The sequence below is a fragment of the Kitasatospora sp. NPDC059160 genome (assembly GCF_042755465.1).
Classification (GTDB): domain Bacteria; phylum Actinomycetota; class Actinomycetes; order Streptomycetales; family Streptomycetaceae; genus Kitasatospora.
This window is the reverse complement of sequence record NZ_JBHZCN010000081.1, coordinates 12,515-34,399: the sequence shown is the minus strand read 5'-3', so window position 1 is coordinate 34,399 and position 21,885 is coordinate 12,515. Positions and strand designations below refer to the sequence as shown.

The following is a 21,885-nucleotide window of genomic DNA, read 5'->3' as shown; positions in this document are numbered from 1 at the left end:
TACGTACTGCCGGTCAGTCCTACCTCCGTCTGGTCCGCCCTACAGTCGAAATGACACAACGTCACCACTTCGATACCGACCGGGACTGTGACCATGACGACGGAGCCCGCCGAGGTGATCGTTCCGGAGCCGGTCGGGAGGCCCGGCGCCACCAGCACGGCCATCAGCATCATCTACGAGGAGGTACAGCCTGATGTTCGCTCACTCCGACCGGCTTCCCACCGGAAGTCCGCTGCCTGTCGGCGTCGCCACCCCCGTGCCGTGGGGCGTGCGCAGGATGGCACCGTACCCAACGTTCTCGCCCGGGTACGCCCGGGTGGAGATCGACCCGGCCACCCAGGCCGGCCGCTACTTCGACGCCACCGGGGCCGTGATGGAGATGCCCGGCCACGGCACCAGCACCGGCACCAACCCGCCCACCAACACCGGCAACCCGTCCGACGGTTCCAGCGGTGGCGGGGCCGGTGGTGGCGACCAGGACACGGGGAACGACGGAGACCAGTGACCGCCGTCGGCCCGGTGTTGGTCGTCACCGTCAAGGACGACCCCACGGCCGACTTGGTGATCGTCGAGCTGCACGACCGGGGTGTCCCGGTCGTGCGGCTCGACTCCGGGGACTTCCCCCATGCCTTGTCGGTCGCGGCCACGATCACCTCCGCCGGCGTCGAGGGCTCGATCACGACGCCCTCCCGGACCGCCGACCTGTCGGCGGTCCGGTCGCTGTACTACAGGCGTCCGTCCGGATTCACGTTCCCGCTGGACGGGCAGGACGCCCGCTTCGCCGTCGCCCAGGCCCGATACGGCCTTGGCGGTGTCCTGGCGTCCCTGCCCGGCTGTCTGTACGTCAACCACCCGCACCGGATCGGCGACGCCGAGTTCAAGCCCTCCGGGCTCGCCGCAGCAGCCGCCGCCGGCTTCCGGGTCCCACCGACGCTGGTCACCTCGGAGCCCGATGCCGCGAGGGAGTTCATCAGGCGCCACGGTGCGGTGATCCACAAGCCGTTGTCCGCGCCGCTCTACCGCGTCGGTGGTGTCTCGTGCACCGTCGAGGTGGCGGAGGTCACCGCGGACGAGATCGACGGCTCGGTGGCCGGCACCGCCCATCTGTTCCAGCAGCGCATCGACAAGCAGGCGAACGTCCGCGTCACCGTCATCGGCGACCAGGTCTTTCCCGTGCGGATCGACTGTGACCTGCTGGACTGGCGGACCGACTACAGCAAGCTCACCTACTCCGTCGTCGCGCTGCCTTCCGGTATCAGCGAGGCCCTGCACACCTACCTCGCTCGCTTCGGGCTGGTCTTCGGTGCTTTCGACTTCGCGGTGGACCGGCAGGGTCGATGGTGGTTCCTGGAGTGCAATCCGTCCGGCCAGTGGTACTGGCTGGAGCCCGAGACCGGCCTGCCGATGCTCGCGGCGATGGCCGACCTGTTGGAGAGGAGGACCGGATGACCCGGACCGCCGGCGACAGCGCCCCCTTGCGCCGGGCGCTCGCCGACAGCCTGGCCGAGCTCGGAGCCCTGAGGACCGGGCCGTGGCGCGAGGCCGTGGAGGCCGTGCCCCGTGAGGCGTTCCTGCGCGGCGGATGGTTCGACGCCGTCCCCGGCTCCGCGCCGACCGCCTGGCGTCCCGTCATGCCGGACGCACCGGGCTGGCTCGAACAGTGCTACCGGGACGAGTCCCTGGTCACCCAGGTCGCCGGGACGATCGTGCCCGGCGACCTGCGGGGCGAGATCATGCGGACCCCGACGTCCTCCAGCACCATGCCGAACCTGGTGGTGCGCATGTGGGAGGAGCTCCGGGTCGAGGACGGCCACCGGGTTCTCGAAGCGGGCACCGGCACCGGCTACTCGACCGCGCTGGGCTGCCACCGGCTGGGCGAGGAGAAGATCGTCTCCGTCGAGGTCGATCCGGAGGTGTCCGCACGGGCCGGCGTGTCGTTGGGAGCTTGCGGGTTCTTCCCCGAGCTCGTCGTCGGCGACGCCCTGGCCGGCGTCGCCGGAGGCCATCGGTTCGACCGGGTCATCTCCACCTGCGGTGTCCTCACGATCCCGCCCGCCTGGATCGAGCAGACCCGACCGGGCGGGATCATCCTGGCCACCGTGTGCGGCTGGATGTACTCCTCGGAGCTCGCCCGGCTCACGGTGAGCGAGGACGGCACCGCACACGGCGGCTTCCTCGGGGGGCAGATCTCGTTCATGCTCGCCCGCCCCCAACTGCCGCCGCGACTCGGCATGCTGCCCGACCTGGACGCCGGGGACGAGCGCGCCGCCGTCCACGGGCCCGACGTCCTGCGCGACTGGACGGCCCGCTTCGTCTCCCAGATCGCGGCTCCCCGAGCTCAGAGGGTCATGCTCGGCGTCGGCGGCGGCCAGGAGCGGCCCGTCATCATCGATGTCGAGGCCGGTGCATGGGCCGCTCTCACCCGGGAGGGGAACCGGTGGACCGTCCGCCAGGGCGGGCCGGCCCGGCTCTGGGACGACATCGAGGAGCACCTGACACGGTGGCTGACCGACGGGTCCCCGGGGCTGGAGGCCTTCGGGATCCTCGTCACGCCGGAGGGCCAGGCCATCACGTGGCCGAGGTGCGCGGGCTGAGACCGGCCGCTGAGGGAACTCGTGTCACGGCACCGGGGAGGAGCCGTCCAGCGCAGGACGGCCCCTCCTCTCGGTCGGACGTTCAGTGCCGCTCGGCGAGCGTGCGGGCCACCGCGTCGCGGTCGACCTTGCCGCTGTGGGTGCGGGGCAGGGTGGCGACGGTGGTGAAGGTGCGGGGGATGTACGGGTCCGGGAGGTGGCGGCGGAGTTCGTCCGCCGCCAGGGCCGGGTCCAGCGGGGCGGCGCCCGCGTCGACAGTCACCGCGCAGTGCAGGGAGCGGGAGCCCTGGCCGTCGTCGAGGGCGACGCAGACCGCGGCGGAGACGGTCGGCAGGTCCAGCAGCCGTACCTCGATCTCCAGCAGGTTGACCCGGTAGCCGCGGATCTTGACGTCCTTGTCCCGGCGGGCCAGGAAGGTCACGGCGCCGTCCTCCAGCCGGACCAGGTCGCCGGTGCGGAAGGCCGCGGTGTGCCCCTGCGGGGTCGGGTCGACGGTGACGAAGCGCTTGGCGTTCAGCTCCGGCTGGTTGAGGTAGCCGGGCGACAAGGGCGCGCCGGCCACCAGCAGTTCGCCCACGTTCGGCTCGGCCGCGTCCAGCGGGTCGATCAGCAGCTCGCAGCCCGGCAGCGGCACGCCGATCGGCGGCAGCGCGGGCCAGGAGGCGCTGGGGCCGGTCAGGGTGTGGGCCGTCACCATCGCCGACTCGCTCTGCCCGTAGTGGTTGTTCAGCCGACACCCCGGCAGCCGGGCGAACAGCTCGCGGATGTCCGGGGTGCAGACCAGCTGCTCGCCGGCCGCGTTGACCTCGGCGAGCGCCAGGTGCTCCAGCGACTCCTCCTCGGCCGCCGCCACGGCGAGCATCTGCAGGGCGACGTACGGCAGGAAGAGCCGCTCGATCCGGTTCTCCCCCAGCCACTCCAGCAGTTCGAAGGGGTCCTGCCGCAGCTCCTCCGGCACCACCACGAGCGTGCCGCCGCCGCCCAGGGTGCCGAGCACCTCCTGGAAGGAGACGTCGAAGTTGAGCGGGGCGAACTGGCCGGTGCGCAGGTCCCGGCGGACGGAGTGGCTGCGCTGCCAGTCGGCCATCACGTCCAGGCAGCTGTGCGGCACGGACACGCCCTTGGGCAGGCCGGTGGAGCCGGAGGTGTAGATGATGTACGTCCACAGCTCGGGGCGGCAGTCCACCTTCGCGGCCGTGCCGGCGGTCGGCAGGCCGGCGATCGGCAGGGCGGGCACCGGCACCTCGAACTCCGGCGGCGCGTCCGCGTACAGCACCAGGCCGGCGCCGCTGTCCTTGAGCATGTGGGCCAGCCGCGCCGCCGGGTACTCGCTGTCCAGCGGGAGGTAGGTGGCGCCCGCCCACATCGTGCCCAGCAGCGCGGCCACCACGGCGGCGCTGCGCCGGCCGGTGACGGCGACCCGGTCCTCCGGGCCGATCCCGGCGGCGGCCAGGCCGTCGGCGATGCCCTTGACCCGGGCCAGCAGCTCGCCGTAGGTGAGGCTGAGCTCGCCGTCGACCACGGCGGTCGCGCCGGGCGTGGCGAGGGCCTGCTCCTCGAACGCGGCCAGCAGGCAGGGCGGGTGGGACTCGCCGCCCCAGAGCGAGAGTGGAGCGGGACTCATGCGGTTCCTCCTGATAAAGGGGGTCAGAACTGGTCTTCGTCGTCGAAGTCGTCGAAGTCGTCGAACAGCGCGTCGTCGTCGAAGAGTTCGTCGATGCCGAGCATGCCCGCGACGACGGCGAAGTAGCGGCCGGTCAGCTCGGGCGAGGCCGCGATGGTGCGCAGCATCTCCAGCCGGGACGGCGTCACGGTGAGCCTGGCCAGCTCCAGGGTGCTCTGGTACGGCTCGGTCAGCTCCTCGTCCCGGCGGCGGGTGAACCGGGCGAGCGCGGCGTCCAGCCGGACCGGGTCGGCCGTCCCCACCGCCAGCTCCTCGGCCAGGAAGGCGGCCTGGAGCAGGGCGTTGGTGATGCCGCGGGCGCTGATGGTGTCCAGGTGGTGCCCGGCGTCGCCGACCAGCACCCAGCCGGGGCCGTGCCCGCGGCGGAAGTAGTTCTGCTGGTCGCCGGTGCCGATGATCGCCTCGACCTGGTCGGCCTCGGCGACCTGCTGGTACAGCTCCGGCGCGGTGGAGCGGACGGCCGCCAGGTGGTGGCGGAACGGGTCCTGCTTGACCTCGGCGAAGCGGTCCTGCGGGAAGTAGGTTGAGATCAGGGTGATGTCGTCGTGGGTGGGGATCCGGACGATCCAGTTGCCGGGGCTCTCGTGGAAGCCGAAGCCGGTGCTGATGCCCGTCCAGGCGGTGTAGTAGACGCAGCTGGCCCGCGGGTCGCTCACCTCCATTGGCGCGTCCACGAGTTGGGCCACCCGGGAGCGCATCCCGTCGGCCCCGACCACCAGCCGGGCGTACTCGGTGCGCACACCGGTGGCGGTACGGAAGCGGACGCCGGTGACCCGGCCGTCGGAGTGCACCAGCTCCTGGAGGTTGGCCCGGTCGACGAACTCGACGCCCGCCTTGACGGCCGCGTCGACCAGCAGCTGGTCCAGCACCTGGCGGCGCGGGGCGAAGGCGGCCGGGGCACCCGGCATCACCGGCGCCGGGGCGGCCAGCCGGACGCCGCCGACCTCGTAGCTGATGGTGTCCAGCACCGGGCAGCCGGAGTCCAGCAGTGCCGGGAGGACGCCCCACTCGGAGAGCTTGGCCACGCCCGGCTGGTGGATGAACAGGGTGGACATGGTGTCCGAGGGGAAGGCGGCCCGGTCGATCAGCAGCACCTTGCGGCCGGCCCGGGCCAGCAGCAGGGCGGTGGCGGCGCCCGCGACCCGGGCGCCCACCACCACGGCGTCCCAGCCGCCGCTCACCGCTCGGCCCCGGCGGGCTGCGCCTGCGCCTCCGTGGGCGGCTGCGCCTGGGCGGCGGCCAGCTTCTCCGCGACCAGCTCCTCCAGCGTCCGCGCCGTGGCCCGGACCGTCGGCTCCGAGTAGAGCGTGACGAGCGGGAACTCCACGCCGAGCCGTTGGCGCACCCGCGCGGTGAACCGGGTGGCGATCAGCGAGTGCCCGCCGAGCATGAAGAAGCCGTCCTCGGCGCCGATCCGCTCCACCCCGAGCAGTTCCCGCCACACCCCGGCGACGAACTGCTCGGAGGGCGTGCGCGGCGCCTCGCCGCCGGAGGCCTGCGAACCGGCCGGCGGCTCGGGCACCGTGAGCGCCTTGCGGTCCACCTTGCCGTTGGCGTTCAGCGGGAAGGCCCGCTCGACCACCAGCTGGGCGGGGATCATGTACTGCGGCAGCCACTCCTTGGCGTGTTCGCGGACCGCGTCGAGGGTCGGCGGGTCGGCCGGGTCGACGGCGGTGACGAAGGCCACCAGCCGCTGCGCCGGGCCCTGCGCCGCGATCACCACCACGGCCTCCTTCACCTGCGGGTGGCCGAGCAGCGCCGTCTCGATCTCGCCGAGTTCGACCCGCATGCCGCGGATCTTGACCTGGTGGTCGCTGCGCCCGACGAAGCGGAAGCCGCCGTCGGGGTGCAGCAGGCCCTGGTCGCCGGTGCGGTAGAGCCGCTCTCCGGGGCGGAACGGGTCGGGCAGGAAGGCACCGGCGGTGCGGGCCGGGTCGTTGAGGTAGCCGCGGGCCAGGCCGAGGCCGCCGATGTAGAGGTCGCCGACCACGCCGACCGGTACCGGCCGCAGTTCGTCGTCCAGCACGTGCACGGTGTTGTTGTCGAACGGGCGGCCCAGGTTGACCGCTCCGGTGGCGCTGCCGTCGGCCGGGCCGCAGGTGTGGCAGGTCGAGTCGATGGACACCTCGGTGGCGCCCCAGGTGTTGTGCAGCGCGCCCGGCATCAGCCGGTGGAAGCGCTCGACCGTCGACGGGGTGAGCGCCTCCCCGCTGGAGGTGGTGTTGCGCAGCAGCGGCGGCACCCGCTCGGGCACCTGCTCCACCAGGTCGAGCACCGCGTTCAGCATGCTCGGGACGACCTGGAGGTACACCGACTCGTACCGGGTGGCGGCCTCCAGCACCGCCACCGGGTCCCGGTGGCGGCCCGGTTCGAGCACGGCCACCCGGCCGCCGACCGAGAGCGGCCAGAAGATCTCCAGGGCGGCGTCGTCGAAGGTCAGCGTGGTCTTGTGGAGCACCGTCTCGCCCCGGGCCAACCGGTGCTTGCGCTGCATCCAGACCATCCGGTTGACCCAGCCGCGGTGCCGGCTGGCCACGCCCTTGGGCATGCCGGTGGAGCCGGAGGTGTAGTAGACGGAGACCAGGTTCTCGGGGTGCGGACGGGGGCCTCCGGCCGGCGCGCCGGGCACCGCCGCGGAATCGAGGTCCGCCGGGTCGAGGTCCGCGAGGTCGAGGTCCACCGGGTCGACGGTCACCGCGCCGACCGAGGCCGCGTCGACCTCCTCGGCCAGGGCCCGCGCCGCCAGCAGCACCGGAGCGCCCGCGTCGGCCAGGATCTGCCGGATCCGGGCCGGCGGGCTGGCCGGGTCCAGCGGCAGGTAGGCGCCGCCGGCCTTGAGGATGCCGAGCAGCCCCACCACCATCTCCGCCGAGCGCTCCAGGCAGATGCCGACCGCGTGCTCGGGGCCGACGCCGCGCGCCCGCAGCTCCCGGGCGAGCGCCTCGGCCCGCTCGTCCAGCTCGCGGTAGCTGAGCCGGGCCGTTTCGGAGACCACCGCGACGTCGTCCGGGGTGCGCGCCGCCTGCGCCTCGAACAGCTCGTGCAGGCAGGCGTCGGCCGGGAACTCGGCGGTGGTTCCGTTCACCTCCCGGTCGAGCCGGATTTCCGCCGCGGAACGCAGTTCGATACGGGCCAGCGGTGCCTGCGGATCGGCCAACGCCCCCTCCAGCAGGGCGCGGTAATTCGCACCGAGCCGGGCGACGGTGGCTTCGTCGAACAGGTCGCTGTCATAGGCGATGACACCGGCCACGGAACCGTCCGCGGCTCGTGCGAGGTCGAACTCCAGGTCGGTCTGGACGAATCCGGTCGGGACGTTCCAGCGGCTCGTCCGCAGGCCCTCCAGCGGGAGGGGGGCCGGGGACTCCTGGTGGTATCCGAATACCGCCTGAACCAGCGGCGAGTGGCTGACCGCACCCTGACTGTCCGTCACCTTGACGATTTCGTCGAAAGGCACCGACTGGTTGCGGAATCCCCCGATGAAGGTGGCGCGGCAGCGTTGGAGATACTCCGAGAAGCTCTCCCCGCGCCGGCTCCGGCTGCGCAGCGGAAGGATGTTGACGAAGAATCCGATCGTCTCGTCGAGGGCGGAGTCGTCCCGGTTGGTGACGGGCGCGCCCACCACCACGTCGCGCTCCCCGCTGTAGGCGTGCATCAGCAGGGTGAAGGCGGCCAGCAGCACCACGTAGTCGGTGGTGCGGTGCCGGGCCGCGGTCTGCCGCACCCGCTCGGCGAGGCCGGCGTCCAGCGCGAAGTCCAGCAGTTCGCCGCGGAACCGCTGGCGGGCCGGCCGGGGCCGGTCCAGCGGGAGTCGCAGCAGGTCGGGGGCGCCGGCCAGGTGATCGGCCCAGTAGGAGAGTTGGCGCTCCGCCAGGCCGTCGGCGAGCCGCCGGGCCAGCGCGGCGCCGTACTCGGCGTAGTCGTGCCCGGCCTCCCCCGCGACCGGCGGGCGCCCGGCCAGCACCTCCGCGTAGCCGCGGCCGATCTCGGCGGCGATCACCGCGTTCGACCAGCCGTCGGTGACGATGTGGTGCAGGTTCAGGAGCAGCGTCCACTCCGCGTCCGCCGACCGGAACAGTCGGAAGTCGAAGACTCCGGGGCGCTCCAGGTCGAACGGCTCCGCGGCGGCCTCCCGCACCCGGGCCCGGAGGGAATCGGGGTCCCCCCTCAGGTCGTGCACGGGAAGGCTGAACTCCAGGTGGTCCACGACCACTTGCACGGGCTGGTCGTCGACCACGGAAAATCCGGTCCGCAGCGCGGCGTGCCGGGATATCAGTGCACGGATTGACTGTTCCAGTGCGGGGACATCGAGTCCCCCCCTGATCTCGTGCGCCACCGGGCCGTTGTAGAGCGGGAGCCGCGGATGCAGGCTGTGCAGGAGCCACAGCCTGCGCTGTTGCGGCGAGATCGGAACGACACGCTCGGGCATGGGTTGATCCCCCGCTCTCATCACTGCAAGATGCCGCGAGACTACCCTACTCGATGCGATCATGACAGAGGTCAAATCCCTTACGGGCGAGGCAAGATCTTGCCCCTTGCCGAGCCATTTCCCGCCTGTATGCTGACGTTCCTGGGGGACGCGGAGGTGTCTCCATACCCAGGAGGAAAGGGCGTCTACGAGCCGTGGACAGCGAGTTCCCCGCCCAATCGGACGCCGCGGACGAGGATCCGTTCCCGGCGTCGAAGGTCCAGGAGCAACTCTTCCTCGCACAGCAGACCGTGGGTGACGCACCGACCTTTCACATCCCGTGCTTCTGGGAAGTCCGGGGACCGGTCGACATCCGTGCACTCCGGAATGCCGTGACCGCCGTGCTCGCACGGCACGAGGCACTGCGCACCACTTTCCGCATTCACGAACAGGGACTCCTCCAGGTCGTCCATCCGGAACCCAGGCTGGAATGGCGCCTGGCCACCTGCCGGGACGCGGAGGAGCGCGAACAGCGGATGGCGCACGCCGCCCGCGCCCCCTTCGACCTGGAACGCGGCCCGCTGGTCCGGGCCGGTGTGCTCAGCTGCGCCGACGGCAGCCACGTGGTGGCGCTCTGCTGCCACCACGCCGTCTTCGACGGCTGGTCGGCCAAGCTGGTGCGCGACGAACTGATCGCCCACTACCGGGCGTTCACCACCGGCACCGAGCCCGACCTGCCCGAGGTCGAGTACCAGTACGGCGACTACTCGCTCTGGCACGACGAGTGGCTGGAGAGCCCGGCCGGCGAACGCGCCCGGCGCGCCTGGGTCGAACTGCTCGCCGGCGAACTCCCCGTGCTGGAACTGCCGGGGGACGTCCGGCCGACCCACCGCGCCACCGGCCGCACCACCGCCGCCGACCGGGAGGCCGCCGCCACCGCCCCCGGCGGCACCGCCGACCTCCCGCTGCCCGGCCCGGCCGTCGAACGGCTCGCCGCGCTCGCGACCGAGCAGCGCACCACGCTGTTCACCGTCCTGCTGGCGGCCTACGACCTGCTGCTCGCCGACCGCACCGGCCTGCGCGACGTCATCGTGGGCACCCCCGCGCTCAACCGCAGCCGGACCGAGTTCCAGCGGACCGTCGGCTGCTTCGTCAACATGGTCGCGGTCCGCACCGACCTCGACGGCCCGCGCACCTTCCGCGAGTTGGTGGAACGGGTGCGCACCGCCGTGCTGCGCGCCCAGGACCTCCAGGCGGTGCCCTTCGAGACGGTGGTCAAGGACGTCCGGCCGACCCGGCACCAGGACCACTCGCCGGTCTTCCAGGTCGCCTTCACCGTCGGCGAGGACTTCTTCGAGCCGGTCCGGGCCGGGGAGTTGGAGTTCCGGCCGGTCGAGGTGCCGTCGGTCACCGCCAAGTACCAGCTCGCCCTCCAGGTCAACCGCACCCCGGACGGCGCGGTCGCCGAGTTCGAGTACCGGGCCGACCGCTTCTCGCCCGGGTGGATCGCCGACTTCGGCGCCCGCTACGCCCGGGTGCTGGAGCTGGCCGCCGAGCAGCCGGACCGCCCGCTGACCGACTTCCTCGGCTCCGACACCGCGTCGGCAGCCGCCGAACTGACCTCTCCCGCAAGCGATTTCACCGAGACCAACACCGAGATCAACCCCGAGACCGAGGCCGCCTCCGCTCAGCCCGAGGCCGCCCCCGCCGACACCGCCCCGCGCGACGAGACCGAGCGGGTGCTCACCGAGGTCTGGGCCGAGGTGCTGGGCCGCCCCGCCGTCGGCATCGACGACAACTTCTTCGAGCTCGGCGGCGACTCCATCAGCAGCGTGCAGATCGTCGCCCGGGCCGGCGCCCGCGGCCTCGGCTTCCGGGTCCGCGACCTGCTCCGCAACCAGACCGTGCGCGAGCTGGCCCCGCTGGTGCGGGCCACCGAGCCCGCCGGCGCCGGCACGCCCGCCACCGGACCGTTCGACCTGGTGGCGGCCGAGGACCGGCCCCGGCTGCCCGCCGACGCCGTCGCCGCGTACCCGCTGACCGCCCTGCAGTCCGGCATGCTCTACCGCAGCGGCCAGCAGGCGCACACCGCGATGTACCACGACGTGCTGGTGAGCCAGCTGCGGGTGGCCTTCTCCGCCGCGGCCTGGCGCACCGCCGTCGCCCGACTGCTGGAGCGCCACGAGCTGTTGCGCACCTCCTTCGCGCCCGGCGGCTTCACCGAACCGCTCCAGGTGGTGCACGCCCGGATCGCCCACCCGCCGGTCAGCTTCGAGGACCTGCGCGGGCTGCCGGAGGCGGAGCAGCGGGCCCTGATCGACCAGCGCACCGACTGGGAGGGCCGCGACCTCTTCGACTGGGAGCGCCCGCCGCTGATCCGCTACCACCTCGCCCGGCTGGCCGAGGACGAGGTCCAGCTGTGGACGGTGGTCCACCACGCCGTGATCGACGGCTGGAGCGAGCGGATCCTGTTCGGCGAGCTGCTCTCGCTCTACCTCGCCGCGCTCGCCGACGGCCCGGCCGCCCTGCCGCCGCCGCCCCGCGCCCACTACCGCTCCTTCGTCGCCCTGGAGCGCGCCGCCGTCCGCGACCCGCAGCAACTCGCCTTCTGGCAGGCGCAGCTGGACGGCCTGGCGCTCGGCTCCGTGCCGGCCGCCCCGGGCACCGGCGTACCGGACATGACGGTGGTGCCGCGCGAGCTGCCCGCCGAACTGTCCGCCGGGCTCGGCGTGCTGGCCGCCCGCCTGCAGGTCCCGGTGCGGATCGTGCTGCTCACCGCGCACCTGCGGGTGATCGCACTGCTGACCGGCTCCGAGGACGTGGTCTCCGGCGCGGTCTACAACGGCCGGATCGCCGAGCCGGACGGGGACCGGGTGGTCGGGCTGTTCCTGAACACCCTCCCGGTGCGCTGCCGGGTGGCCGCCGAGAGCTGGTCCGCGCTGATCCGGCAGGTCGCCGCCACGGACCTCGCGATCCAGCCGCACCGCCGCTTCCCGATGCCGGAGCTGCGCGGCCGGGTGGCCGGCGCGGCCTCCTTCGAGACCTTCTTCAACTACACCCACTTCCGCAACGAGTCGGACGTCCCGACCGACGAGGTGGAGGTGCTGGACGAGTACAGCCACACCCCCACCGACTTCCTGCTCGGCTCGGAGTTCTACCGCGACACCTCGACCGACCTGATCGGGCTCGGCCTGCGCTACGACGCCGACCGGATCGCCGCGGCCGACGCCGACCGGTACTTCGGCTACCACGTGGCCGTGCTCCGGGCCATGCTGGCCGACCCGGCCGCCTCCCCCACCGCCGCCCCGCTGCTGGCCCCGGCCGAACTCGCCGAACTGGACGGGTGGAACCGGACGGAGCGCGACCGCCCCGGCCCGCACCTGCTGCACGAGGCGATCACCCGCCGGGCCGCCGAGCGGCCCGAGGCCCCCGCTGTGCTGTTCCGCGACCGGGTGCTGGACTACGCCGAACTGGACGGCCGGGCCGACGCCCTGGCGCACCGGCTGGCCGCCCTCGGCGTCCGGCCCGGCGACCACGTCGGGATCGTCCAGGAGCGCTCCCCGGAGCTGGTGGTCTCGCTGCTCGCCGTGCTCAAGGCCGGCGGGGCCTACGTCCCGCTGGACCCGGCCGACCCGGCCGGGCGCACCGCCGCCCTGCTGGCCGAGTCCGGCTGCCGGGTGGTGCTCACCGCCGCCGGCACCGAGGGCTTCGAACTGCCCGACGTCCGGGTCGAGTTCGTCCCGGACGACCTCGCGCCCGGCGCCGCGCCCCCCGAGGTCGGGGTGCGGCCCGGCGACCCGGCGTACGTCATCCACACCTCCGGCTCCACCGGCCGCCCCAAGGCCGTGGTGGTCTCCCACCGGGCGATCGCCAACCGGCTGGACTGGATGCAGGAGGAGTTCCGGCTCACCGCCGAGGACCGGGTGCTGCAGAAGACGCCGTACACCTTCGACGTCTCGGTCTGGGAGTTCTTCTGGCCGCTGCGCGAGGGCGCCGCGCTGGTCGTCGCCGAGCCCGGCGGCCACTGGGACCCGGGCTACCTCGAACAGGTGCTGGCCCGGCAGTCCGTCACCGTGGCGCACTTCGTCCCCTCGATGCTGCGGGCCTTCCTGGACGCCGCCGACCTGTCCGCCGCCACCGCGCTGCGCCAGGTCGTGTGCAGCGGCGAGGCGCTGCCGGCCGAACTCCAGCGGGACTTCCTGGACCGCTCCAAGGCCGCCCTGGCGAACCTGTACGGCCCCACCGAGGCGGCCGTCGACGTGACGTACTGGCACTGCGTGCGCGAGGACGCGGACACCGTGCCGATCGGCCGGCCGATCGCCAACACCCGGATCCACCTGCTCGACCCGGCCGGCCACCCCGTCCCGGTCGGCGTCACCGGCGAGCTGCACATCGGCGGCGTCGGCCTGGCCGACGGCTACCACGGCCGCCCGGACCTCACCGCCGAGCGCTTCGTCGAGCACACCTGGCCGGACGGCGGCACCGAACGCCTCTACCGCACCGGCGACCTCGCCCGGCGCCGCCCGGACGGCGCGATCGAGTACCTGGGGCGCGGCGACGCCCAGGTGAAGGTCCGCGGCATGCGGGTCGAGCCCGGCGAGGTCGAGGCCGTGCTGTCCGCGCACCCGGACTGCGGCTCGGCCGCGGTGACCTTCGACGGCGAGCGGCTGATCGGCTACTACACCGCCCGGCCCGGCGCCGGGCTGCCGCCCGCGGAGCTGCGCCGGCACGCCGAGCGCCTGCTGCCCGGGCACATGGTGCCCGCGCTCTGGGAGCCGCTCGCCGAGCTGCCGCTGACCGTCAGCGGCAAGGTCGACCGCAAGCGGCTGCCGGCCCCCGGCCGGGCCGCCCGCAGCGCCGCGCCCGCCCGTCCGCTCGACCCGGCCGAGGCCCTGGTCGCGGCCGCCTGGACGGACGTGCTGGGCACCGCGGACTTCGGCGCCGACGAGGGCTTCTTCCAGGTCGGCGGGCACTCGCTGGCCGCCGTCCGGCTGATCGGGCGGCTGCGCCGGGACTTCGACCGCCGGCTGGGCGTCGCCGAGCTGTTCACCCACGACACGGTGGAACGCCTGGCGGCCCTGCTGACCGCGCCAGCACCGGCCGCGGCCGGGAACGGCTGGGAGGTGCTGGCGCTGCGCCCCGGCCCCGCCGAGCCGCTGTGGCTGTTCCCCCCGGTCGGCGGCAGCGCCCTGGGCTACCTGGCCCTGGCCGGCGCCCTCGACCCGCGGCTGGCCGTGTCCGGGCTGGACTGCGCCGAGCCGGTCGGGAGCACCGTCGAGGAGATGGCCGCGGCCGCCGTGGCCCGGATCGTCCGGGACCACCCGGCCGGGCCGGTCCACCTGGCGGGCTGGTCCTTCGGCGCGGTGCTGGCCTTCGAGGCCGCGGGCCTGCTGACCACGGCCGGGCGGGAGGTGACGCTCTGCATGGTCGACGCCGCCTTCCCCGCGCCCGGACAGCTCGACGCACTGGACGACGACCGGACCACCGAGGCGCTGCTCCAGGACACCCTGGCCCTCACCGGTGCCCCGCCGGACGAGTCCGGCAGCGAGGCCTGGCAGGCGCGCCACCGCGTCTTCGCCGCCAACCTGCGGGCGCACCACGCCTACCGGCCGCGCCGCCACCCCGGCGACGTGGTCTACCTGGAGAGCCGGGACGGCCGGGCCCTGGGCAGCGCCGAGGCCTGGCGCGCGGTGGTGGCCGGCGGGTTCCGGCTGCACCGCCTCGACACCGACCACTACGGCCTGGTCCGGCAGCCGCACGTACGGGCCGTCGCGGACGTCCTCGGCGCCGCCGCGCTCGGCGGCTGACCGGCACCACCCCCGGCACCACCGCCCCACCACCGAATCGACGGGAACAAGGAGTTCACGGCGCCATGCAGACCGACGCGGGCAAATGGCTGTTCCGCCCCCCATCCGAGGACGCCCCGGCACGGATCTTCCTCTTCCCGTACTCGGGCACCGGCGCGTCGATGTACCGCGCCTGGCCCGAGCGGATCGGCGAGGTCGAGGTGTGCCTGGTGCAGCTGCCCGCGCGGGAGAACCGCCTGCGCGAGCCGCACCCGGTCACCTACCAGAACCTGGCCACCGCCGCCGCCGCGGCGCTGGCCCCGCTGGTGGACCGCCCGACCGGCTTCTTCGGGCACTGCGGCGGCGCGCTCTCCGCCTTCGCCACCGCGCTCGAACTGGAGCGGGTCCACGGCAAGGAGCTGACCGCGCTCTTCATGTCCTCCCAACTCGCCCCCGACGAGGCCCCGTTCGGCCGCTGGCTGTGGCTGGAGCGGGACGACCTCGCGGTCGAGCTGAACGTCCTCGCCGAGGCGGCCGGGACCAGGATGGACCCGGACTTCCTCGACGTGGCCCTGGACGTGCTGGAGGAGGACCTCGCCGCCCAGCGCCGCTACCGGCTGGACGCCCCCGAGCCGCTCGGCTGCGCCGTGCACGCGGTCGGCTGGCAGCACGACGTGGAGATCCGCCCGGAACAGCTCGGCGGCTGGAGCCGGTACGTCCCGGCGGCCCGGCACCACGCACACCTCCTGGACGGCGGCCACCACGCCTTCCTCGCCGCCCCGCAACCGCTGCTGGACCTGATGGGCCGCGCGATGACCTCGGAAGGACCCGCGGCATGAAGCTCAACGGACTGTGGGACCACGCGGACTTCCGCAGACTCTGGGCCGGCCAGACGCTCTCCATGCTGGGCACCAACATGGTGGCGGTGGCCGTCCCGCTGATCGCCGCGGTCAGCCTGGGCGCCTCGGTGTTCCAGATGGGCCTGCTGCTGGCCACCGAGTTCCTGCCCTACCTGCTGATCAGCCTGTTCGTCGGGGTCTGGCTGGACCGGCGGCCGAAGAAGATGATCATCGTGGCGGCGGACGCCGTCCGCTCGCTGATCCTGCTCTCCGTCCCGCTGCTGTCCTGGGCGGACCTGCTGAGCGTCCCGCTGCTGCTGGTGGTGGTGTTCGGCACCGGCGCCTGCAGCACCGTCTCGGACATCGGCAACGCCTCCATCCTGCCCGCCCTGGTCGAGCGCGAGGACCTGGTCGAGGGCAACAGCAAGCTGGAGATGAGCAGTTCGGTCTCCAACATCGGCGGCCGAACCTTCGGCGGCCTGCTGGTGCAGCTGCTCACCGGCCCGGTGGTCATCATGGTCAACGTCTTCGCCTTCGGGCTGGCGGCGGCCTGCACCCTGCGCATCCGCAAGAAGGAGCCGGTGCCGGAGCGCCCGGCCGACGGCCCGCCGTCCTCGATGTGGAAGGAGATCGGCGAGGGCCTCTCCTTCATCTTCGGCAACGCGACCCTGCGCACCCTGGTGCTGGTCACCTTCCTGATCAACTTCTCCGCCATCGCGATCGACCCGGTGTTCCTGGTGTTCATCACCCGCACCCTGGACCTGCCCGGCATCCTGGTCGGCGCACTGCTGGCCGGCACCGGCGTGGGCTCGCTGATGGGCGCCCTGTTCGCGGCCCGGCTGGGCAAGCTGCTGCCCTTCGGCCGGATGGTGGTCTGGTGCACCGTGGCGATGACCGGCGTCGAACTGGTCATCCCCGCCGCGACGGTGATGCCCACCGCCGTCGCCTTCGCGATGCTGATGTTCGTCCAGGTCGCCTACGCCGTGCTGGTGATCGCCAGCGCCGTCAACATCCGCAGCTACCGCTCGGCGATCACCCCGGACGCCATGCAGGGCCGGATGAACGCCTCCACCCGGATGATCGTGATGGCCGGCACGCCGTTCGGCGCCATGGCCGGCGGCGGGCTCGGCACCTGGCTGGGCACCCAGTGGGCGATCGTGGTCTGCGCCGGCGGCATCGGCATCGCCGCCGTCCTGCTGGCGCTCTCCCCGGTCCGCAGGGCCACCGGCATCCCCACCGAGCTCCCCGCCCCGGCCCCCGCCGCCGCCTGACCCCCCGTCGGACCGCAGTGCCCGGCACCCGTACGCCCCCACGACCAGGAAGGCCAGGAAGGTCTCTTGAACGACACCGACGCGGTCGGCCGCGCCACGCTGGACGCCGTCTTCGCCCAGGCGCTGGCGGAGGAGGCGGGCTCCGCGGCCGCCGCCCCCGCGACCGCCGCCGTCCCGGCCCCCCGCCAGGGCGACGGGCGGGAGCCCGCGTCGCTGGCGCAGAAGCGGCTCTGGTTCCTGGAGCAGCTGAACGGCCCCAACAGCACCTACAACGTCCCGTTCCGGCTCCGGCTGGTCGGCGAGCTCGACACCGGGGCGCTGCGGCTGGCCGTCGGCGACCTGGTGGCCCGGCACGAGGGGCTGCGCACCACCTTCGCCGGCGACGAGGACGAGGTCTTCCAGCTGCTCCTCGATCCGGACGAACTGCCGTGGGAGCAGCGGGACCTGACCGAGCTCGGCGAACCGGCCGTGGTCGCGCTGATCGAGGAGGAGAGCCGGCTCCCGTTCGCCCTGGCCGGCCGGCCGCTGTTCCGGGCGAAGCTGATCCGCTCCGGTACGGAAGGGGCGGCGCCGGTCCACCACCTCGCCGTCACCATGCACCACGCGATCACCGACGGCTGGTCGGAGGGGCTGTTCTTCCAGGAGCTGGGCGCCTGCTACACCGAACGGGTCGGCGGCCCGGCGGCCGGCCTGGCGCCGCTGCCGGTGCGCTACGCCGACTACTCGGCCTGGGAGGCCGAGCCGGCCACGGTGGAGCTCTACCGCGGCCAGCTGGCGTTCTGGCGCGAGCAGTTGGCCCGGCTGCCGGAGGAGGCCGGGATCCCGGCCGACCTGCCGAGGCCGGTGCTGCTCAGCGGCGAGGGCGCCAGCGTCACGGTGCCCGTCCCGGCCGACCTCCAGCGGCGGCTGGCCGCCTGGGGCGCCGGGCACGAGGCCTCGCTGTTCGCCACCGCGGTGACGGTGCTCGCCACGCTGCTGCACCGCTACAACGGCGAGGAGCGGGTGGTCGTCGGGGTGCCGGTGGCCAACCGGCCGCAGGCCGAGTGGGAGCCGGTGATCGGCTACTTCGCCAACACCCTGGCCGTGCCGGTGGACCTCGCCGGCGATCCGACCCTGCGCCAACTGCTCGGCCAGGTGCGGACGGTGGCGGCGGAGGCGCTGTCGAACCAGAACGTGCCGTTCGACCGGGTGGTGGAGGCGCTCGGCGTGGTCCGGGACCCGTCCCGCAACCCGGTGTTCCAGGTGATGTGCAGCGTCAACCAGGTGGTGCCGCCGCCGCAGCTGCCGGGCCTGGCGGTGGAGATCGTCGAGATGCGCAACGACTCCGCCAAGTTCGACCTGGAGCTCGCGGTGAGCTACACCGCGGACGAGGTCGGCTTTACCTTCGACTACGCCACCGACCTGTTCGAGCGGGAGACGGTGGAGCGGCTCGCCGCCGACTACCTGGTCCTGCTGGAGGCCTTCCTGGCCGAGGGCGCGGCGAGCGTCGGCGCGGTGGCGCTGGGCGCCCACGGCCCCGCCGAGGCGGACGGCGCCGAGGCGGAGGTCCGCGACCGCTACGGCAACCGGGCGCCCACCGGGGTGTACGGCGAGCTGCTGCTGGCCGGTGAGCCGAGCGGGCGCCGGGCCCGGGTGCTGGCCGACGGCCGGATCGAGGACGCCGTCGAGGCGCCGCAGCGGGCCGCGGGCGCCCGGCCGGCCACCGACGGCTCCGCCGCCCCCGCGACCGCCACCGAGCGGGCGCTGGCCGCGATCTGGTCCCGGCTGCTGGGCACCGAGCAGGTCGGCCGGGACACCGACTTCCTGCGCGACGGCGGGGACTCGCTGCTGGCCACCCGGCTGGTCGCCCGGATCCGCCGGCAGTGGTCGGTCAAGCTGTCCGTCCGCCACGTCCTCAAGACCCCGGTCCTCGCCGACCTGGCCAAGCTGCTGGACGAGGCCGCCGCCGCCCCCGCCGAGACCTCCGCCCGCAGTGCGATCCCGGCCGCCACCGGGCCCCGGCCCGAGCTGCTGCCGCTGTCGATGGCCCAGCGCGGGATCTGGATCGTCAACCGGTTGGGGCAGCAACAGGCCTTCTACCACATGCCGTTGGCGGTGCGGATCGAGGGCGAGCTGGACCTCGCCGTGCTCGCCGCCGCCGCCGCGGACCTCGGCCGCCGGCACGAGATCCTGCGGACGGTCTTCCCCGCCGACGCGGGCGCGCCGCGCCAGTCGGTGCAGCCGCCCGAGGCCGTCGCCGAGGTGGTCCGGGCGAGCGCCATCCACCCGAACGGCCTCCAGCAGGCCCTGCGGGACGCCCTGGAGACCCCGTTCGACCTGACCACCGAAGTCCCGCTGCGGCTGCACGTGTTCAGCACCGGCCCGCGCTCCCACGTGCTGCTGGTGGACGTCCACCACATCGCCTGCGACGGCCTCTCGCTCGCCCCGCTCTGCCGCGACCTGGCCACCGCCTACACCGCCCGGGCCGCCGACCGGGCCCCCGGCTGGCACGAACTCCCGATCCAGTACGCCGACTTCGCCCTCTGGCAGGCGCAGCAGCTGGGCCGGGCCGAGGATCCGGGCAGCCCCTTCGGCCGGAGCCTGGAGTTCTGGACCAAGACCCTGGCCGGGCTCCCCGAGGAGCTCGCCCTGCCCGGGGCGCGCCCGCGCCCGGCCGCGCCGACCTTCCGCGGCCTGCCCACCCGGGTGGAGGCCGGCCCCGAGCTGTACCGGCGGATCACCGCCGCCGCCCACGAGCACGGCGCCAGCGTCTTCATCGTGCTCCAGGCCGCGCTCGCCGCGATGCTCACCCGCCTCGGCGCCGGCACCGACATCCCGCTCGGCACCCCCACCGCGGGGCGCTCCGACCAGGCGCTGGACGACCTGATCGGCTGCTTCATCAACACCGCCGTACTGCGTGCCGACACCTCCGGCGACCCGAGCTTCCGCACCCTGATCGCCCGGGTGCGGGAGACCAACCTGGCCGCGCACGACCACATGGACCTGCCCTTCGACGAGATCGTCACCGCCCTCAACCCGCCCCGCCGGCACGGCCGCAACCCGCTGTTCCAGGTGATGGCCAGCCTCAACGGCGAGCCCGAGCCGGTCCCGGCGCTCGGCGGACTGCCCACCGAGCCCTTCGACCTCGGCACCCCCGCCACCCCGTTCGACATCACCGTGGAACTGACGGAGGACCGCGCCCGCGCGACCATCGGCGGCGTGCTCACGGTCAGCGCCGACCTCTTCGACGAGGCCGCCGGGGCCGCCCTGGCCCAGCGGCTGCTGCTCGCCCTGGAGACCGCCACCGCGCAGCCCGACCTGCCGCTCTCGCACTGGGAGCTGCTGCTCCCCGGCGAGCGCGAGGCCGTCCTCGGCAGCTGGAGCACCGGCCTGCCCGGGCCCGGCGCGGCCACCTTCGCCGAGCTGTTCGAGCAGGCGGTGGCGGCCGCGCCGGACGCCCCCGCGCTGGAGACCGACGACCTCACCCTGAGCTACGCCGAGCTGGACGAGCAGGCCAACCGGCTGGCCGCCGAACTGCTCGCCCGCGGCGTCGGACCGGAGAGCACCGTCGCCCTCGCGCTGCCCCGCAGCGGGGAGCTGGTGCTCGCCGTGCTGGCCGTCGCCAAGGCGGGCGGCGCCTTCCTGCCGCTGGACGTCCGGTTCCCGGTCGAGCGGCTGTCCTTCATCCTCGCGAACGCCGGGGCCGCGCTGGTGGTCACCGACGAGGACGGCGCCGCCGCACTGCCGGCCGACGCCCCGCCGGCCCTGCTGCTGGACGACCCCGACCTGCTGGACGCGCTCGGCGAGCGCTCCGGCGAGCGCCCGGCCACCGCTCCGGTGCACCCGGCGAACGCCGCGTACGTGCTGTACACCTCCGGGTCCACCGGGCAGCCCAAGGGCGTCGTGGTCACCCACGCCGGGCTGGCCCCGCTCGCCGAGCAGCTGCACCGCGCCGTCCTGCTGCCCGAGACGGCCGCCGCGGCGGCGGGCGGCGAGCAGCCCCGGATGCTCCAGCAGGTGTCCCCCACCTTCGACATGTACGTGATGGAACTCCTGATGGCCTTCCGGTCCCGGGCCGTCCTGGTGGTGGCGCCCCCGCACCCGGTGCTCGGCGAGGAGCTGGCCGTCCTGCTCGGACAGCGGCGGATCAGCCACGCCGTGCTGACCCCGACGGCGCTGGCCGCCCTGCCCGCCCGCGACTACCCCGCGCTGCGCGCGATCGTCAGCGGCGGCGAGGCGATCGGCCCCGAGCTGGTGGCCCAGTGGGGGCGCGAGCACCGGCTGCACAACGCCTACGGGCCGACCGAGACCACCGTGCTCGGCACCCTGTCCGGCCCGCTGCGCCCGGAGGCCGCGCCGCCGCTCGGCGAACCGATCACCGACTCCCGGCTGTTCGTCCTGGACGCGGCGCTGCGCCCCGTCCCGCCGGGCGTCACCGGCGAGCTGTACCTCGCCGGGGCGAGCCTGGCCCGCGGCTACCTGGGCCGCCCCGACCTCACCGCGGACCGCTTCCTGCCCTGCCCGTACGGCGCGCCCGGCGAGCGGATGTACCGCACCGGCGACCTGGCCCGGTGGACGGCCGACGGCGAGCTGCACTACCTGGGCCGCGGCGACGGGCAGGTGAAGATCCGCGGGGTGCGGATCGAGCTCGGCGAGATCGAGTCCGTCCTCGGGGCGCACCGCAAGGTCGCCAACGCGGCCGTGGTGGTGGACCGTTCGGCGGTCTCCGGGCCGCGTCTGGTCGCCTTCGTCTCCCCGGCGGACCCGGCCGACCCGGCCGCCCGGCCCACCCCGGCCGAACTGCGGGCGCACTGCACCCGCTCGCTGCCCCAGGCCCTGACGCCGGCCCGGTTCGTGGTGCTCGGCGCGATGCCCACGCTGCCCTCCGGCAAGACCGACCGCAAGGCGCTGCGGGTCCCGCCGGAGGAGGGCGCCGAGGGCCACCGCACCCCGCCGGGCACCGCCACCGAACGGGCGCTGGCCGCGATCTGGCAGCAGCTGTTCGAGACCGGGCGGATCGGGATCGAGGACGACTTCTTCGTCCTCGGCGGCCACTCGTTGGCGGCGATCCGGATGCTCGCCGAGATCCACCGCGACCTCGGGGTCGAACTGCCGCTGAGCGCCTGCTTCGAGCACCCGACGATCGCGGCGCTGGCGGCCCTGGTCGACCGGACGCCGAAGCCGGACGCCGCCGAGGAGCCGGCCGTGGTGCGCCGGCGCCGCCCGGGCCCGCGGCCCACGCCCGGGGCCTGAACCACGACGGGAGGGCCGGCGGCCGCTGAGCGGTCCGCCGGCCCTCCCTCGTACGCCGATTCCTCGTACTCCGA

10 protein-coding genes are annotated in these 21,885 nt (G+C 74.0%); 7 read left to right on the top strand and 3 right to left on the bottom strand.

Annotated elements, in window-relative coordinates:
- The first annotated feature begins 193 nt into the window (after nucleotides 1–193).
- The 3 genes from tgmA to tgmC are packed head-to-tail and all read left to right on the top strand — an operon-like array spanning nucleotide 194 to nucleotide 2,594.
- Nucleotides 194–505 carry a putative ATP-grasp-modified RiPP gene (gene tgmA / locus ACFXOZ_RS29810; protein WP_380593329.1) on the top strand — a complete coding sequence of 104 codons (312 nt, stop codon included), beginning with the start codon at nucleotides 194–196 and terminating at the stop codon, nucleotides 503–505.
- Nucleotides 502–1,449: an ATP-grasp ribosomal peptide maturase gene (gene tgmB, locus ACFXOZ_RS29805; RefSeq protein WP_380593328.1), complete on the top strand. Its 948-nt coding sequence runs from the start codon at nucleotides 502–504 to the stop codon at nucleotides 1,447–1,449. The genes tgmA and tgmB overlap by 4 nt, the downstream gene beginning before the upstream one ends.
- Nucleotides 1,446–2,594, top strand: coding sequence for an ATP-grasp peptide maturase system methyltransferase (gene tgmC / locus ACFXOZ_RS29800; RefSeq protein WP_380593327.1), 1,149 nt, complete (start codon nucleotides 1,446–1,448; stop codon nucleotides 2,592–2,594). Before tgmB ends, tgmC begins: the two co-directional genes overlap by 4 nt.
- Nucleotides 2,595–2,676: 82 nt before the next feature.
- Here the strand turns inward: tgmC and ACFXOZ_RS29795 are convergent, their stop codons facing one another.
- Genes ACFXOZ_RS29795 through ACFXOZ_RS29785 form a run of 3 tightly spaced genes read right to left on the bottom strand, consistent with a single transcriptional unit; the run spans nucleotide 2,677 to nucleotide 8,704 of the window.
- Nucleotides 2,677–4,218 carry an AMP-binding protein gene (locus tag ACFXOZ_RS29795; protein ID WP_380593326.1) on the bottom strand — a complete coding sequence of 514 codons (1,542 nt, stop codon included), beginning with the start codon at nucleotides 4,216–4,218 and terminating at the stop codon, nucleotides 2,677–2,679.
- A 23-nt stretch (nucleotides 4,219–4,241) separates the two neighbouring features.
- Nucleotides 4,242–5,459: an NAD(P)/FAD-dependent oxidoreductase gene (locus ACFXOZ_RS29790; protein WP_380530116.1), complete on the bottom strand. Its 1,218-nt coding sequence runs from the start codon at nucleotides 5,457–5,459 to the stop codon at nucleotides 4,242–4,244.
- Nucleotides 5,456–8,704, bottom strand: coding sequence for an amino acid adenylation domain-containing protein (locus ACFXOZ_RS29785; RefSeq protein WP_380593325.1), 3,249 nt, complete (start codon nucleotides 8,702–8,704; stop codon nucleotides 5,456–5,458). The genes ACFXOZ_RS29790 and ACFXOZ_RS29785 overlap by 4 nt, the downstream gene beginning before the upstream one ends.
- A 194-nt stretch (nucleotides 8,705–8,898) precedes the next feature.
- On the opposite strand from ACFXOZ_RS29785, the gene ACFXOZ_RS29780 reads away from it, so the two are divergent.
- The 4 genes from ACFXOZ_RS29780 (at nucleotide 8,899) to ACFXOZ_RS29765 (ending at nucleotide 21,811) form a co-directional block, all read left to right on the top strand.
- Nucleotides 8,899–14,490: an amino acid adenylation domain-containing protein gene (locus tag ACFXOZ_RS29780; protein ID WP_380593324.1), complete on the top strand. Its 5,592-nt coding sequence runs from the start codon at nucleotides 8,899–8,901 to the stop codon at nucleotides 14,488–14,490.
- Between the two features lie 65 nt (nucleotides 14,491–14,555).
- Nucleotides 14,556–15,308: a thioesterase II family protein gene (locus ACFXOZ_RS29775; RefSeq protein ID WP_380593323.1), complete on the top strand. Its 753-nt coding sequence runs from the start codon at nucleotides 14,556–14,558 to the stop codon at nucleotides 15,306–15,308.
- A complete protein-coding gene (locus ACFXOZ_RS29770) occupies nucleotides 15,305–16,579 on the top strand; it encodes an MFS transporter (RefSeq protein WP_375890533.1) in 1,275 nt (424 codons plus the stop codon). Before ACFXOZ_RS29775 ends, ACFXOZ_RS29770 begins: the two co-directional genes overlap by 4 nt.
- Before the next feature lie 66 nt (nucleotides 16,580–16,645).
- Nucleotides 16,646–21,811: an amino acid adenylation domain-containing protein gene (locus ACFXOZ_RS29765; RefSeq protein ID WP_380593322.1), complete on the top strand. Its 5,166-nt coding sequence runs from the start codon at nucleotides 16,646–16,648 to the stop codon at nucleotides 21,809–21,811.
- The last annotated feature ends 74 nt before the right edge of the window (nucleotides 21,812–21,885 follow it).

What these genes read in the sequence shown, in the direction of transcription:
- tgmA (WP_380593329.1), top strand. Translation starts at nt 194, where the DNA reads ATGTTCGCTCACTCCGACCGGCTTCCCACCGGAAGTCCGCTGCCTGTC.
- tgmC (WP_380593327.1), top strand. Translation starts at nt 1,446, where the DNA reads ATGACCCGGACCGCCGGCGACAGCGCCCCCTTGCGCCGGGCGCTCGCC.
- ACFXOZ_RS29795 (WP_380593326.1), bottom strand. Translation starts at nt 4,218, where the DNA reads ATGAGTCCCGCTCCACTCTCGCTCTGGGGCGGCGAGTCCCACCCGCCC.
- ACFXOZ_RS29785 (WP_380593325.1), bottom strand. Translation starts at nt 8,704, where the DNA reads ATGCCCGAGCGTGTCGTTCCGATCTCGCCGCAACAGCGCAGGCTGTGG.
- ACFXOZ_RS29775 (WP_380593323.1), top strand. Translation starts at nt 14,556, where the DNA reads ATGCAGACCGACGCGGGCAAATGGCTGTTCCGCCCCCCATCCGAGGAC.
- ACFXOZ_RS29770 (WP_375890533.1), top strand. Translation starts at nt 15,305, where the DNA reads ATGAAGCTCAACGGACTGTGGGACCACGCGGACTTCCGCAGACTCTGG.